This is a genomic window from Endozoicomonas sp. ALB032 (assembly GCF_049310125.1).
In the GTDB taxonomy this organism is placed as follows: Bacteria; Pseudomonadota; Gammaproteobacteria; order Pseudomonadales; family Endozoicomonadaceae; genus Endozoicomonas_A.
Map to the genome: position 1 here is coordinate 5150909 of NZ_JBLYNW010000001.1, position 15396 is coordinate 5166304.

At 46.0% G+C, this 15396-nt stretch carries 10 protein-coding genes and 1 pseudogene; 5 read left to right on the plus strand and 6 right to left on the minus strand.

Going from position 1 to position 15396, the window contains the following annotated elements; genetic code table 11:
• Positions 1 to 28 precede the first annotated feature (28 nt).
• Positions 29 to 1159 (minus strand): tyrosine-type recombinase/integrase, encoded by a 1131-nt coding sequence (locus ACO6VG_RS18790; RefSeq protein ID WP_422133717.1) that lies wholly within the window; start codon positions 1157 to 1159, stop codon positions 29 to 31.
• Entirely contained in the window at positions 1156 to 2241 is a 1086-nt protein-coding gene (locus ACO6VG_RS18795) for a hypothetical protein (RefSeq protein ID WP_422408923.1), read from the minus strand. The genes ACO6VG_RS18790 and ACO6VG_RS18795 overlap by 4 nt, the downstream gene beginning before the upstream one ends.
• A gap of 196 nt (positions 2242 to 2437) precedes the next feature.
• On the opposite strand from ACO6VG_RS18795, the gene ACO6VG_RS18800 reads away from it, so the two are divergent.
• Positions 2438 to 2740, plus strand: a complete 303-nt coding sequence (locus ACO6VG_RS18800) for a high-potential iron-sulfur protein (protein ID WP_422133719.1) — start codon at positions 2438 to 2440, stop codon at positions 2738 to 2740.
• Between the two features lie 181 nt (positions 2741 to 2921).
• Here ACO6VG_RS18800 and ACO6VG_RS18805 read toward each other — a convergent pair whose 3' ends face one another.
• Complete coding sequence (locus ACO6VG_RS18805) at positions 2922 to 3251, minus strand: MarR family winged helix-turn-helix transcriptional regulator (protein ID WP_317141597.1); 330 nt, start codon at positions 3249 to 3251, stop codon at positions 2922 to 2924.
• Positions 3252 to 3485: 234 nt separating this feature from the next.
• Between ACO6VG_RS18805 and ACO6VG_RS18810 the strand changes: the two are divergent.
• The 3 genes and pseudogenes from ACO6VG_RS18810 to ACO6VG_RS18820 all read left to right on the plus strand — a co-directional run.
• A pseudogene (locus ACO6VG_RS18810) lies at positions 3486 to 4073 on the plus strand (sugar phosphate nucleotidyltransferase); the annotation flags it as partial.
• A gap of 336 nt (positions 4074 to 4409) precedes the next feature.
• Entirely contained in the window at positions 4410 to 6017 is a 1608-nt protein-coding gene (locus ACO6VG_RS18815) for a hypothetical protein (RefSeq protein WP_422475109.1), read from the plus strand.
• Between the two features lie 222 nt (positions 6018 to 6239).
• Positions 6240 to 9086, plus strand: a complete 2847-nt coding sequence (locus tag ACO6VG_RS18820) for a hypothetical protein (RefSeq protein WP_422475111.1) — start codon at positions 6240 to 6242, stop codon at positions 9084 to 9086.
• 87 nt (positions 9087 to 9173) lie between these two features.
• Here ACO6VG_RS18820 and ACO6VG_RS18825 read toward each other — a convergent pair whose 3' ends face one another.
• Positions 9174 to 12266 (minus strand): efflux RND transporter permease subunit, encoded by a 3093-nt coding sequence (locus ACO6VG_RS18825; protein WP_422133722.1) that lies wholly within the window; start codon positions 12264 to 12266, stop codon positions 9174 to 9176.
• Positions 12263 to 13348, minus strand: coding sequence for an efflux RND transporter periplasmic adaptor subunit (locus ACO6VG_RS18830; protein WP_422408913.1), 1086 nt, complete (start codon positions 13346 to 13348; stop codon positions 12263 to 12265). Before ACO6VG_RS18830 ends, ACO6VG_RS18825 begins: the two co-directional genes overlap by 4 nt.
• Before the next feature lie 254 nt (positions 13349 to 13602).
• Between ACO6VG_RS18830 and xthA the strand changes: the two genes are divergently transcribed.
• The gene (gene xthA / locus ACO6VG_RS18835; RefSeq protein WP_422475113.1) at positions 13603 to 14421 is read left to right on the plus strand and encodes an exodeoxyribonuclease III; all 819 of its coding nucleotides are present in this window, start codon (positions 13603 to 13605) and stop codon (positions 14419 to 14421) included.
• 67 nt (positions 14422 to 14488) lie between these two features.
• Here the strand turns inward: xthA and ACO6VG_RS18840 are convergent, their stop codons facing one another.
• Positions 14489 to 15304, minus strand: a complete 816-nt coding sequence (locus ACO6VG_RS18840; protein WP_422133725.1) for an MOSC domain-containing protein — start codon at positions 15302 to 15304, stop codon at positions 14489 to 14491.
• Between the last annotated feature and the right edge of the window lie 92 nt (positions 15305 to 15396).

The following is a 15396-nucleotide window of genomic DNA, read 5'->3' on the forward strand; positions in this document are numbered from 1 at the left end:
GCAGGAGCAGGTTAAAGCTGTTGATGATTCAGAGAAAATGGGTTGCAGTCATTTGCTTCAATCTCTTGGCTTCAGTGTGGTAGTACTGGCTGGTGGTATTGATCGAGTCATGACCTGCAAAAATGGCCAAATCTTCTATGTCCATCTGACGGGCAAGGTGTGTCAATGCAGTATGTCGCAGAGCGTGGAAAGGCATAGCCTTGAAACGACTTGCCCTGATAGCCATCCCGTTTGCTTGATAAGCGCAGAAGTCCATAAAGCTCTGCCACCAGAAACGTAATCCTCTGGAGGAAAGTCCGCCCATTTTGCCCTGAATTTTGCGTGTTCTGGGAGCTAATGGGAAGTCGTCCCCCAACAGGCCTTCATAGTGAAACCTTTGCCTGAACGCCTTGATCTCTTCAATAAGCTTGTTATTCAGTGGCAGCTGACGACGTTTTCGACCCTTCCCCAGAATACTGAGAAAATAGCCGCCTTCAATATCCGGGTGAATATCATTACAGCTATGTCCGGTCAGTTCAGACTCTCGAAGTCCGAGACTGTAGCCCAGCATAATGATGTAGCGTGTTCTTGCTAACTCTGATTCAGAGATGCGCTCACTATGCCTTTGCAGCTCAAGGCAGTTCAGTAAATGCTGCCATTCTTCTTCATGAAAAAAGCGGACAATAGAAGTGCCCCTGGCGAGCTTTTCGCCGGAACGAATCAATGAAACAGCCGGGTTGCCCGGTGTGTATCGATTTTTCTCCAGAAAAGAAAAGAAAGATGAGAGTACGTCTATGACCTGATCAGTGCTTTTTCCGGGCTTGATGGATGCCTTAAACAGTATTCTTTCTGGTTGTCCTGGGATAATACCTTTCTTTAGCCAGCGATCTGGCAGATTTTGTACATGATGAAGATACATCTGAAGATGCTTCAGCCGAACCTCTTTATAAGTTGCCCCCATATCCTGATACAACCAGGCGCTGAAACGCAGGATTTCTCTTTCATAGCGTCTGAGCGTCTCGCTGGAGCGGGCTGCAGATTTGTTCAGAAACAAAGTAAGAATCTCACTGTCATTGACAGCGCCGGTCATATCAGTATTGAACGACGATAAGTCGGACTGATGGTTTGGATGGTTGCCCCCGGGAAGTAGCAGAAGTTTTGAGAGCGCTGGTAAACTCATGGCCTGCTCTCTTTGCTTTGTTCAATAGACAGCTTTAGAGCATCGTTATAGCCTTTAAGTCGTTCAACTTCGCGCTCCAGTGCTTTTGTTGAATCAAGTTCTTCCTGTAGCTCCCGGTTCTTTTGCTCAAGGTCAGCTTGATGCCTTCTGGACTCTTTGATGACATCCTCGTTATGTCGGGCCTTTTGTTCTGTATCCATAAGCTGTCGCACTGCGCTGGTAATGGCTTCAACAGGCAGGTTCATAAGTAGTGCCAGCTCTTTAATAGCCTGAAGTTGCGGATCTGATTCTTTAACAATGGCTTTGTAATGATTCCTCTCTTCGCAAGCTTCCAAATGGGCTTTAGACTTGGCTTCCAATCGATATTGAATTTCATTGTGCGCCCTCTCGGCAGCCAATCCGTATTCTTTCTGTTTCTCCAGCTTGGATTCAATATCTGTTCTTAGCCGACGTTCACTGTCTACGGTTTTGATCCAGTGGTTGATTTGTGCCTGGTACTGACTGTCGAGCTTAGTCTCTAGAGAGGAGAGGGCATTGGTATGTTCTTTTTTATTGCAAGCCAGAGTTTCTTCATGCTTGTTATTTTTTTCGATCTCTGCGTTTAGCTGTTCCTTCAATTGAATGATGCTTTTCTCATGCTCTGATTGTTGCTGAATCAGCTTCTTTCCATTTTCTTGTAGCACCTCATTTTCAGCCGTTAGTTGCTCCAGTTGGTGTTTCAGGGCCAGTCGTTCTTCAGAGAACTGCTGTACTACCTGTTGTAGCTCGTCAATTTCCTGATTGGCTTGATCTTCAAAGTCACGCTGCAAGGCGGTTGCATCATGTTTCCATTGGATTAGAGAGCGTTTCAGAACACGCACAAGATCAGCAGGTAGCTCTTCGTTTGTCTCTTTCTGGGCGTCATCCAGAAAGCGCCACTCATTGTAATAGGGCAAAACCGTTTGTTTCCCCATTTTGGCAATGCGGGCCAGTTTATCGGCATTAATTCGTTCTCCTCTGGTCTTGAGATCGTCGAGGACTCTGAAAACCAGCTCTCTGCGCTGAATTTCCTTCTGGTTCTCGCTATTGGCTTTGTTATCCATGATTTTTTACCCGGGAACATACTATTAATACCAGTATTATAATACTGGTATTAATAGTATTAAAGTTCTTTATCTACTACCGGTAACTGAACTTACCGGTAGTAAGTAATAGTTTTTGCGAAAATTCTAAAGATCTGCTTTAAATCTGAATGCGTACAAAACTATTTTGATGAATGACATACGATGAGGACTGAAAATGGATAGAAGAAAGTTTATGCAGCTTGGGTTGGCTTGCACCTTAATCCCACTGGTTGCCATGGATACTGTTGCGGAACCAGCAGCCGCTGGTGAAGTTCAGGAAGACGATCCACAGGCAAAAGCTCTCAACTACGTGAAGGAGGCTTCTGAGGCCAAGGGCAATCCAAAATATAAGGAAGGGGATATCTGCAAAAACTGTATGTTCTTTGAGGCTAGTAAGAATAATGGCTGTACACTTTTTGCTGGTCGCAGAGTAGAGGAGGGTGGTTGGTGCACAGCCTGGGTAGCAAAACCGAAATAATTTACCCTTTCAACGATTCGTTGTTCGGGGCTATCTGAAGAGTGACTTTATAGCAGGTAGAACGATGCGTCCGGTACAACCATCAGAGTCGGGCGCAATATAAACCGCAGTAAGGGCTCAAGCTGGAAAGTCGTACTTGCTAATATACCCGCTAGCAGCATTCCTGAGCCCAAAGGGAGGGTCACTTAATATAGCGAGCTTTGGATTTTACTTTTTCGACCAGCTTTTTACCTTTGGGAGTTAAGGTTAGTTTGAAATAACGACCGTCGTCCTCATGTTGAGCCTTTTTGATCAGACCCAGACCAGGGCGGTCATGGCGGCCTTCGCCCAGACGCTTCACACTGACAGCAATATCGCTGGGTGTGCCACAGGTCAGTTTTTCAGCATTCACCAGGTCAGTTATGGTTTCGCCAGGATTCTCAGCCACTACCAGCAGGATCTGCCATTGGATAATGGTAAGTGGGTATTCCTGAAGCAGGTGGGTAAGTTTAATCAGACCTTTTAATGTCATTATTAATCTACCTTTAGGTTAGGTTATGGGCGCGCTGTGAACTTAAGGCGTCGTATACTTCTTATTTTTCGGCCTCTAAAGCATACTGCACAACGGGTGCAACAACAGAGGTACCAGAACAAATATTAGACAGTTTTATACTGATCTGGCAAATTTTAAGAGTCAGGTCGTCTATTTTAATGCAAAGGTAGCATAGCTGTTACGCTTTGAAACAAGTAAGGCTACTATTAATCCATGATCAAAAAATGCCTTTTTCCTGCTGCTGGTTACGGGACACGCTTTCTGCCTGCGACCAAATCCATGCCCAAGGAAATGATGCCTATCGTAAACAAACCCCTTATTGAGTACGGCGTTGATGAAGCCCTGCAAGGTGATTTGCATGAGATTTGCATCGTTACAGGACGTGGTAAACGGGCTTTGGACGACCACTTTAATATAAATTATGAACTGGAACATCAGATCCAGGGAACAAACCCTTTCGGGTATTCGGGGTTTGATGGACGAATGTACATTCTCCTATACACGTCAGCGTGAAATGAAAGGACTGGGTCATGCCATTCTGACCGGAGAAACTTTGATTGGAGATGAGCCGTTCGCTGTCGTCTTAGCCGACGACCTCTGTATCAACCTTGATGGAAAAGGTGTTCTGTCCCAGATGGTTAACCTGTACAAACAGTTCCGTTGCAGTATTGTCGCCATCGCGGAAGTGCCTGCCGAAGAGGCCTGCAAATATGGGGTTATCAGCGGTGAAATGATCAAGCTATTGGTCGCTATATTTTAACGCCGGATATCTTCGACATCCTCAGAGAAACACCTCCGGGCAGTCATCTATTGATGACTTCTTGATATCCTTCAATTGCGCATAATATATATTATGTTAAATATATAATGAGGCTTTCAACTTACGCTGGCTTATGGAGCTTTCCTCCTTCCTCCGCATCAAGGTTCATATTCTATAAATTTCGAGTCATGTAGCCGCAATGTGCACCTAAAGCAAATTTACCTGCACGTAAGATACTTTTTCCTTGGAACTATTCAAGATTCAAGACCCTTTTCCTTTGTTTTACGGAACTTTTTTTTTATTCACTGGTCAACAAGCGTAAGTACCTGTAGAGGGTAACTTTCCTTCATCATGGATAAAGCCAAGAGAATAAAACGATGGACAGATTAACTAACACCTCATGTAATCCGGGACCAAGCCAGTCTGGTTATAGTGCTAAAAACGATGGTAATGAGAATTATGGCAATGCTTCATGCAAAACCGTAAGGCCTGTCAGCGGTGAGCCATCTGGAATGAATCAAGCAGATTTCACACCTGACCCTGTAACAAGACAGAAAGAGATCGAAATTTCCTCCAGAGCAGTTGCTTTCGATGTAAATGCTTGTAAAGCGGCTGAACGCAAACCAAAACTGGATTTTACTGATGTCAGTAGTATTGGTCTTATTTACTGGCAAGAAATCTCTAAGGCGGAAGCTCATCCCGGCAAGAAGTTTGAGGTTAGCAATAGACCGGGCGAATGCCGTGATATTTGTGATATTTCAGAAGACTCAATAGTTGGATTAATCCAATATCATAAGTTTATGGCTGAACGTAAAGCTCTTTTAGCTGGGGACATAGTAACATATGCTCCATTATTGCCGTCCGAGTTTGATGAGATTCGCTGTTTTCTGGAGGACAACTTAAATCTGGATCCAAAAGACAATGTTATCATTGATGCGGGCTCAGGGCCTTTTTGTTATCACAGTGCGCTATTTGCCATGGCAGGCTTTACTGTGAGACCTTACGACTATTCACCTGCCAGAAGTCTCTACGATAAAGAAGATCATGGCTTAGCAGAGAAAGCTCTTTCTCCTTTTCTGAAGGTAAATGATAAGGATTTGACGGGCGATGATATTACTCCCTTATTTTTTGATAAGAACTCAGTATTATTTATGAGTTTCCCTGACTTGCCGGGGCATCGTATTAGCTTTCCTCTAGTAAAAAAATACACTGAATCGGAAGCATTAAATAAAGTGGTTGTTCTCATTATTGTCGAAGATGACGACCAACAGGATCATTTTTTGTCTGTGTCAAAAGAGACAATAGAGTTTCTCAGAGAAAACTATGAATTGCGTGATAAAACTCTTATGCGAGGGACTTTGTTAAGCTGTACGCAGGTGCAAATCTACGTCAGGAAAGGAGTCAATCGAGCAGATTTCACAACAGATCCCGTAACAAGTAAAAACAAGACTACCGCTAAAGATAGAATGCGTGAAGCTTTCATAGAACTAGAAAAACAAAATTTCAGACATGCGGAAGGATTATTCCGAGACATTTTGAACGAAGGCCCGTTCACGCTGAGTGTTAGTGAATGCCAAAATATTATCATAGGGCTTGCAAGCTCGCTGAAAGAACAGACCTATGAAAAAAAGACGCAAGCATGCTCTATGCTGGAAGCGCTAAGGTCGAGAAACCCGCTTAATGAATTTGGAGCTTCGACTATTCCCAACCTTGACCTGACCCTGAGTCTTTGTGAACAGGCAGCTGGACGGTACTGTGTGGCTGAAGCACGGCTGCTGGCTCTGAGAAATAAAGGGCAAGATGCCGACGAGGCAGCACAATGTGAGCCATCTGGCAATTTTGACTTTGACCAGGCTCAGGTAAAAGTGTGGGAGTTGATGCGTAAACATGAATTGGCCGAAAAACTGCAGCTTAACTTGAGTGGCAAGCCTCCGGGTGACAGTGAGAGTAGCCCGAGCCAGCCCACTGATAACGATCCGGCCTGAATAAAGATTGGAGAAAATGGAACTTTTATTTTATTCATTTTATGGAACTTTTGTTTAATTCACTGGTCAATATTTACAAGTACCCATAGAGGGTAATTCAACTTCGCTATTATGGCCACTCTGCAGTTTTATGGCTTTTTTCACAGAGGGTTACCAGCAATTCTTTGAGTGTTGCCCACTTTGGTCATTAACAGAGGCAGTTAAAGATTGGAGAAAATTTAAATGGATATTTCATCGACGCTAAATCGAAGTACAACCGATCAGAATGAAAGGTTCTGGTTAGTGGGTCTGAGTGACTCGGAGGAGGATTCTGCATCAATAACCAGTACTTTTCACTCACGAAATACCTCTACAACAGAGCCACTTGAAATACAGAGTTTGAAGATTCGGGGATTTTCACAACGAGAAATCAGTGCAGCAGAGAAAACACTTCAAGAGAGAAACATTACCCCCACCTATGAAGCTATATCCCACTTTTTGGATTCGGGCTCGCGCACTGGTCGTTTTCCTCTTTTTGACCAGCTCAGTGAAGCTATTAAACGGACACCAGGCGTTCAGGGTAAAGCCCGGCTGGCCGAGGCACTGACAAAATTTGCAGAGTCAGTCAATAATGATGTAGCCGAGAAACTTGACAAACACTATGCCACCTTGTGGCCCAATAGTGAGGAAATTGCAACCATTGTCGACGGTTGGCCTCCTGAACTCAAAGAGCAAGCTCGATATATTAAAAGAAACTGGCCAGAACTGGTGTTAAAAGGTGACGTGAAGTTTAACTTCGATTCTACGTCGGAGGTTTGCTCCGACCACTATCGAAGCTATAGGGGTGCACCATCACCGTTAGGATATCTGGCATTTTTCCGTCTGGTCAAAGACATCTGGTTCGGTGCTGTGGATAAGAACAATGCATGCACTATGAACAGAGTCTGCCATCTGCTGATTTTCTTTACCAAGGAAATATCTGACAATACCTTCGCATACGAAGACGAAGGAGCCAGTCGAAAAGAACAATTCGAAAAAGTCATTCAACGGGAGCTGAAAAAAGGCATCTCATCGACTTATGATATCGGCGCTTTTGCTTTTATGCTGGTAGCAAACCCATCGTTATGGACTGATCATAAACTTGAAACCTTTCAGTTGATGATTGGCAGGGCCTTTATTGACGAGACCGATAAACTGACTCCCCTGTATTCTCAGTGGCAGGATCCAACCCAGCAAGATAAGGTTTGCAAAGCGGTCGAGGCCGAGATCATCCCTAATATTGCCCTTACCTTACATTACCTTGATGGCATTTATAACTACCTGATGAACTATAGATCAGTGGTCAGCTGGAGAAGTAATGCACTCAGTGAAGAGATTGCTAATGGAGACTATTTCGACAGCACCACTAAACAGTTGGCGCGTCCAATACAACTGGCTGAATGGAAAACGTTACCTCCTATTCCGCAAGTAAAAGAAATACTGTCTCAGTTTTATACTAATCCCAACAATCAGAAACTGTTTTTAGGAACAGAAGAATTCAAAGCATTCCAAAAAGAACAAAGACGACTGAAAGCCAGACAAGGGTTCATTGAGGCCATTAAAACTACGACAAAGCAGATTAAAAAAGAGAAATCTAAACTCATTAAAAAGCAGTTCAAAGAGCAGGGATTTGCAGTAACAAAGGATAATCAGGGCAATATCAGCTACGGAGAAGAATATTATCGAGAGCGCAAACAATACATTAGTCACCTTAAGGAACAAAAACTGGCCATTGAACAACATATTGGCATCCCTATTCCCTTTAAAGTAACGGCTTTGCAGTTGAGCCAGTTGCTTAAGGTATTTGATGAATTACCCATTGCTGAGCAACGGTACTGGAAAATGAGCCGCGCTTATGCTGAGAGCACTGCCATTCCAAAACTATTGGAAGACTTGACACTGACACAGGATTCGGAGCCTTCAGATCTGGCCGATGAGCACGAAAAACTGAGGGAACAACAAAGTAAATTTATTACTTGCCGCTGTTCAACGTGTACTGTTTGCGAAGCAACCCGTTATCTTTGTGAATGTCGAGATGGCTTGAACCGGAGACTTGCCATAAGAGAGAACAAACACAGAGATCACGTCCTGAAACAAAGAATTGCTAAAAGCGTTAAGGATTTTTATGCTAAAAATTTCTGTACAGAAGGCACTCCTGTGTTGGTCGAAGGTAAGCAAATAGCCATTCCCGCAGCACAGAGGCACAACCCAAATTACAGAAAACGCACAAAGTCCCCTGTTGATCCTGATAAAAGCACCCTCCCCCATCCAGCTAAAATCACTGTTTTTGAGCACATGCTCACGGATGGAAGCCAGTGTGAGAAAAAACACCGCTCAGAATTCGTGATTGATAAGGACCAGCGCAAGTTTATAACCGAAGTATTTCGTAAAAAAGTAAACTCTCCCGCAAAAAAACAACGACGTCACCGACATTCAGCACTACCTGCCGGGCAACTGAAATATAATAAAGTGCTCCAACAACTTTATAAACACCATGCTGACAATCCGGCCTCCCGAATAAGCACTACTAAAATCCTTGACTGGTTTGATAAAAACCCGGAACAGGCAGCTGCTGCTGTTAGCTATTTGCAGAAAAAGCCACAAGAGACAAGATCACTGTTTAAACCGGACACTCTGCAGTCTGCAACGCCTAAGTCATTTAAGGCAATTCCATGTCAGGAGGTCTATCACAATATTGAATCATTTAATAAACACCTTCATGACCTGGCAGCTGGAAAGGATAACAACTTCATTCCCCTGGATAAAAGGAAAATGAAGGGGTTATACCTCCATAAGACATTCTGCCTTGCCTGTCGGACTAATTTTGGTCAGAAGCGCGAGCTGCAAGCCCATTTAAAAGAGACGCATCAGGCAAGCATGGAGAAAACCTTTGAACGTATTCGAGCCATGGGACATGAGGCGACAGAAGAGCCGACTTCCACTGCGGTGATTGACTCTGTTAAAAACAGGGAGCTTCAAACCATTGAGCAAATGCCTTTCGATCAACGATCTGAAGCAATTGCGGCTGTTTTCGAGCATGAAAGTGTATAGATATAGAGATGCGATTTATCCAAATTGCAGGCTTAGATGCCAGAAGGGCATAATGTTCAACAGTAAGCATTATGCCCTTTTGAGAGATCAGCGAAATGAACGAGTTCGCCATTTCCCGGAGATCATCAGCAGGCAGGGGGTCACCAGCAGTGTTAACAGAGTGGCAAAGGTCAGCCCCCCTGCTATTGAGGTCGCCAGCTGATTCCACATCTGGGTGGAGGGTGCTCCAATCTCGATGGAATGATCAAACATATTGATGTTCATCGACAATACCATGGGCATCAGGCCCAATACGGTCGTGATGGTTGTCAGCATAACGGGCCTGAGACGCTGAGCGCCAGTTCTGAGAATCGCTTCTCGTACACTGTGCCCTTCTCTTTTAAGACTATTGAAAGTATCGATCAAAACAATATTGTTATTCACGACAATCCCCGCCAGGGCAATAATGCCGATGCCACACATAACGATGCCAAAGCTCTGACCGGTGATCATCAGTCCCAGGAAGACGCCACCGGTGGCCAATATCACGGCTGACATAATTAATGCAGCCTGATAGAAACTGTTGAACTGGGTGACCAGGATCATGGCCATGACAAACAGTGCGACGCTGAATGCTTGCATCAGGAATTGTCCGCTCTCTTTCTGGTCCTCTTCCTCGCCCTTAAAGTCAAAGCTGACACCATCGCCAAAATTGGCCGCTGCTAACGCTTGGGTCAATAACGGAATTTGTTGTGAAAGCAGCTCTCCAGCAACCAGATCAGCTGAAAGAGTGATGCTTCGTTTACCGTCTATGCGCTTGATATTATCGAGCTTGCTGGTGACTTCTCGCTCTGTAAAGTTACTGATGGGCACCAGCCCGGAAGAAGTCATTAGACGAAGCTGGTCAATACTTTCCAGATGTCGTTCACTTTCAGGGTAACGGATGCGTATATCCACCTCATCGTCGGAATCGTCAGGGCGATAGGACCCCACTGTTAATCCGGATGTCACCATTCTTACCATACTACCGGTTGTTGTAACGTCGGCTCCATATCGGGCAGCTTCAGCACGATCAATACTCAGACGCCACTCGTAACCGGGTGCTGGCCCTGAATCTTCAATATTGGTAAAAGAACCCAGATTCTCGAGCAGGTTTCTTGCTTTAGCTACTGCATTGTATAGAGTGTCGAGATTGTCGGCCCTGACAATCAGCTCCAGCGGCTTGCTGCCGGGAGGACCATCCTTGACACGTTCAACGGCTATGTCCAGCCCTGAGAATGCTGACAATCTTTGTTCAGCATCCCGGGCTATGGTCAAGGTTGTGTCACGGTACTGCCAGTCTTCAAGATTGATTCTTAAGGTCCCTACAACCTGGTTATCTCCGGTTCTGGCATAGAGTGTCTCCATGCCAGGCAGATCCAGCAGGCGGGCTTCTATGTTTGCCATCAGGGCATCTTTTTCGTCAACGGAAAGGTTCCCTGAGTTCACTTTTACGGTAATGATAATGGCATCAGTATCTACATCAGGGAAGAATTCAACACCACGGGAAGTCTTGATAAAAAGAGTAAAAATCAGCGCTACCGTGATGCAGGTAAAAAGTAACATCTTGCCAGGGTTGTCTATCGCGCGGGCTAAAACTGAAACATATCGTCCGGTGAATCCGGTGGTCTGATCAAATTCGCCTGACTCAACAGCCTGCATGGATGCTTTTTCTCCAGCCCCCAGTGAGCGGGGTTTGCCAATCATGGCACCCAGCGTCGGGATGAAAATCAGGGCCATGATCAGTGAAGAAGCCAGTGTTGCAATCAGAGTCAGGGGCAAGTACTTCATAAACTCCCCCATCATTCCCGGCCAGAACATCAGTGGAAAGAATGCTGCCAGTGTTGTGGCTGTGGAGGCGGTGATGGGCCAGGCCATTTTGCGAGAGGCTTCGAGATAGGCCTGTTGGCGATGAATCCCCTCCCCCATTCTCCTGTCTGCATATTCTGTGACAACAATAGCGCCATCAACCAGCATACCTACCGCCATAATCAGCGAGAAAAGCACGACCATATTAATGGTCAGACCCATAATCTCCAGAATCAGAATGCCCGACAGGAATGAACCGGGTATTGCGATGCCCACCAGAAAGGCACTGCGAGCCCCCAGGGCACCAATAATAATGATAACAACGAGAATCACTGCAGACAGGACGTTGTTCTGCAAGTCAGTCAGCATCCTTTTTATTTCTTCGGACTGATCACCCACGTAATCCACTTTCAACGTCTCGGGTCCGGCTGCAATACCATGATTGATGATAGTTTTTGCCACTTCAATGGCTTCGATAATGTTCTCACCGGGGCGCTTTTTTATTTCCAGGGCAATACTGTTTTCGCCGTTCAGGCGGGCATAGCCTCCGCCCTCTTTAAACGTACTCAGGACGGTAGCGACATCTGCAAAGGTCACTACCCGGTTCTCTTCTACTTTTACTGGTTGGGAAAGAATATCTGCCGGGGTTTTGTAAACGGCAGGGACTTTAACAGAGTAACTACCCTGGCCGGTATCCATGCTGCCAGCAGCGACCAGCTGATTATTCTGAGAAACCAGGTTAATGACATCGGCAGGCACCAGACCATAACTTTCCAGCTTCATAGGGTCGATAATAACGTCTACGACTTCTTCCCTGTCACCAGCGATATCTACTTCCAGAATCGCCTTGCGGGCTTCCAACTCATCCTTCAGGGCTCGGGCAATCTTTACCATGGTTCTTTCAGGAAGATGGCCCGAGAGAATAGCAGTCATCACAGGGTTTACGCTGGCCATGGTAATTTGTTCAATGACGGGCTCATCGGTTCCATCTGGCAGCTTGCTTTTTGCCAGGTTCACCTTGTCGCGGACATCGGCAAGCGCTTTATCAAGCTCCATACCAGCCTCAAACTCAAGTGTGACAGAGGCATGAGATTGTGAAGCCGTTGCAGAGAGTTCCTTGACGCCTTCAAGTCCCTGGAGCTCTTTTTCCAGAGGCAGAATCAGTAATCTTTCTGAATCTTCCGGTGAAATGCCTTCGTAGCTGACGGAAACATATACGAAGGGAATAGGAATATCAGGCGAAGATTCTCTGGGAATCGTCAGGTAGGAGACCATCCCCGAAATAAGAATCAGAATAAACATCATCAGAACTGTACGACTGCGATCCAGCGACAGGCCAATCAGGCTGCTCATGGTGTATCCCCTGCAAGCTTGTCTCCTTTAGCCGCAAGAGCCTGCTCCAGTTCAACCATCACCCGGTCCCCTTCCCTGACAAAACCCTGTCCTCTGGTGATGAGTCTGGCACTGGCAGGAATACCGCCAAGCCAGATACCGCTGGCTTCAGATTTGACAATATCAACGGCAGTGAAGTGCACCTGATCCTGTTCATCCACCCATTTGATGCCGGGGTTACCGGTCTCATCCAGACTTAATAAGGCCGGTGAAGCCTTGATGGCTTCAACTTGTTCCAGTTGAAGTTCAGCCTCAACACTCAAACCGGCCGGTGTCTCCATAGCTGCATTGGGCAGACTGAGTTCTACCTTAAAGGTTCGGGTGCCCGATTCCGCCAGACGGGCAATGTTGCGAACTTTTGCAGAGACTGTTTCACCGGAAGCAAAACGAATATCCGCGCTATCACCCAGGGTAACTGCAGCAATATGTGACTGGGGAACATCAACGGCAACCACCAGAGGATCAAGATCGAGTATCTCGGCGACGGGTTTCCCTGTTTCAATATAATCACCCTGCTCAACAAACCGGTCATTCAGAATGCCGGTTACCGGAGCACGGATTCGGGTGTTATCGAAATCAATTTCAAGCGTTGCAAGCGCTGATCGCGCTTCGCTCAGGTCCACTTCCAGTCGTGGCAAATCATTCTCAGCAATCAGGTTTTTACTTTTCAGTGACAGTGCTGATTCATAGTCCAGCTCAGCTTTTCGGACTCTGGCTTTGGCAGTGGCAATCTGGGCCGGTAATGCCCCCTCTTTCAAAGTGACGATAGCTTCTCCACTTTTCATGAGCTGCCCTTTCTGGCCGGTTGCGACTAGCACTCTGGCAGAGATTTCTGCACTGATCGTCACGATCCTGTCGGGCTGGGTTTCGCCAAATAAGCTAAGCGTACGATGAATGGATTCAACAGGAAAAACTTTGGCTGAGACTCTGGTCAGTGGTAATTCAGCAACAGGCCTGTTTTTCGCCACAGATGAGGATCTACCGGTATCGGACATGGAAGTCACATCTGCGGTCAGCAGATAGATTCCTAAAAGCCCAGCCATTCCTCCAGCAAGGATCCAGGATCGATTAATGTCAGGCATAGAGTGTTCGCAATGTGTCGTGATGGTTCCTGAGATGTCGTACGACCTTGTACGATTCTTTAAAGGAAACTATATAAAAGCTGACCATTGAGCAGCAAGCAAAGGCTGATATATTTGCACTTCTCTGACCTTTGGCCCTGATTCTTCAGCTTATAACCCTGGAGCTTTTCGGCTATGATGCAGCTGATACCACCTAAGGAAGCCGTTTCAAGGTTATGAAAGTCATTACATTCAATGTCAATGGAATCCGTGTTCGTCTGCATCAACTCAAGGCACTGATCGAAAAGCATCAGCCGGAGGTCATTGGACTGCAGGAGATCAAAGTCACTGATGAAGATTTCCCGGTCGAGGCCATTGAAGCCCTGGGTTATCATGTTGAGTATTTTGGACAGAAAACACACTATGGTGTTGCCTTAATGAGCCGTAAAAAGCCTGTCCGGGTTGAGAAAGGTTTCAAAAACGATGGCCCTGACGCCCAAAGGCGTCTTATCACCGGAGAATACCAGACCGACAGTGGCCAATCCTTTACCGTCATTAATGGTTATTTCCCTCAGGGCGAGAGCCGTGATCACCCTACCAAGTTTCCAGCCAAGCAGGCTTTTTATCAGGATCTGATGAGCACTCTGGAAAAAGAGTATTCACCGGGTCAACCTCTGCTGGTTATGGGCGACTTTAATATCTCCCACACGGATACTGACATTGGTATCGGTCCCGATAATGCAAAGCGCTGGCTAAGGACTGGAAAATGCAGTTTCCTGCCGGAAGAAAGAGAGTGGTTTGATCGTCTTCTGGCCTGGGGCTTCAATGATTGCTTTCGTGTGTGCCCTGAAAAGAACAGCGAAGAACTTTACAGCTGGTTTGACTACCGCAGTCGTGGATTTGATCGTGAGCCCAAACGAGGTCTTCGAATAGATGGTGTTATCGCAACGGACTCTTTGATGACGCACTGCAAAGCAACGGGCATTGATTACGATATTCGTGGTCTTGAGAAGCCTTCAGATCATGCTCCTCTCTGGGTAGAATTCGACGTTTGATTGTTATCTGATGCAAAATAGCCTCTTATATCAAGAGGCTAGAGTATTTTTATAATGCTCTTTGAGACTATTCGATAATCTCAACGGTGTCGCCCAATCGGATAATGCCTTCTGATTCATGGATCAGGTTTTGTCCAAAAATGACGCCCATCTCCGTTCTTCTGTAACCTGACAATGTCAATAGCGGATCTTTTCCTGTCTTGGCGCCTGTTGCCGGATCAACCGTTGTCATGACACATCGACTGCAAGGCTTGGCGACACGGAAAACCACCTCACCTATTTTGATTCTTTTCCAACGATCTTCTGCATAAGCCTCGTTGCCCTGAACGACAATATTGGGTCTGAAACGGTCCATGGTGACCGGAGTATCAAGGCGGCTGTTAAGCTCCTGCAATGAAGCTTCTGTGGTCAGAAGAAAAGGGAAACCATCAGCAAAAGCCGTGCAGTCGCCCTCATTGGCAAAACGAAGATCCACCTGACGATGCACCTGATTTGAGAACTTAACCATTCTGCATGGCAAGCCAAGACATTCCGTGAGCCATCGGGATGCGGCATCGCCCGCATCAAGCGCCTGCATTTCATCTTTCCAAACCACAACAGGCTTTTGCGAGGCTGCAGACGCTTGCTCCGGGTCTTTAATGATGAGATCAGACATGCCCGGTGCAGACAGGTTCAATCCACCTTCGTCTGGAATGGCAGCAATCAATGCCATTTTTGGATAATGGCGCTGGGTCATAAATTTGCCATCGGGCTCGACGACCAGCCAGCGTCGATCATTAATAAATCCCATAGGATCAATAACAGCCTGATCGACTGAAATCTTCTTGAGTGACTTCACCGGGTGAATGGCAAGATGGGACACAGTCAGGGAAGAATGAGTCATTAAAGTCTCACTATGAATTTAAAGATTGAGCGCATAGCCCGATTGCCATGCCCACCTTATTTTGGAGAGAATGTACCAGATTTTTACCTGTA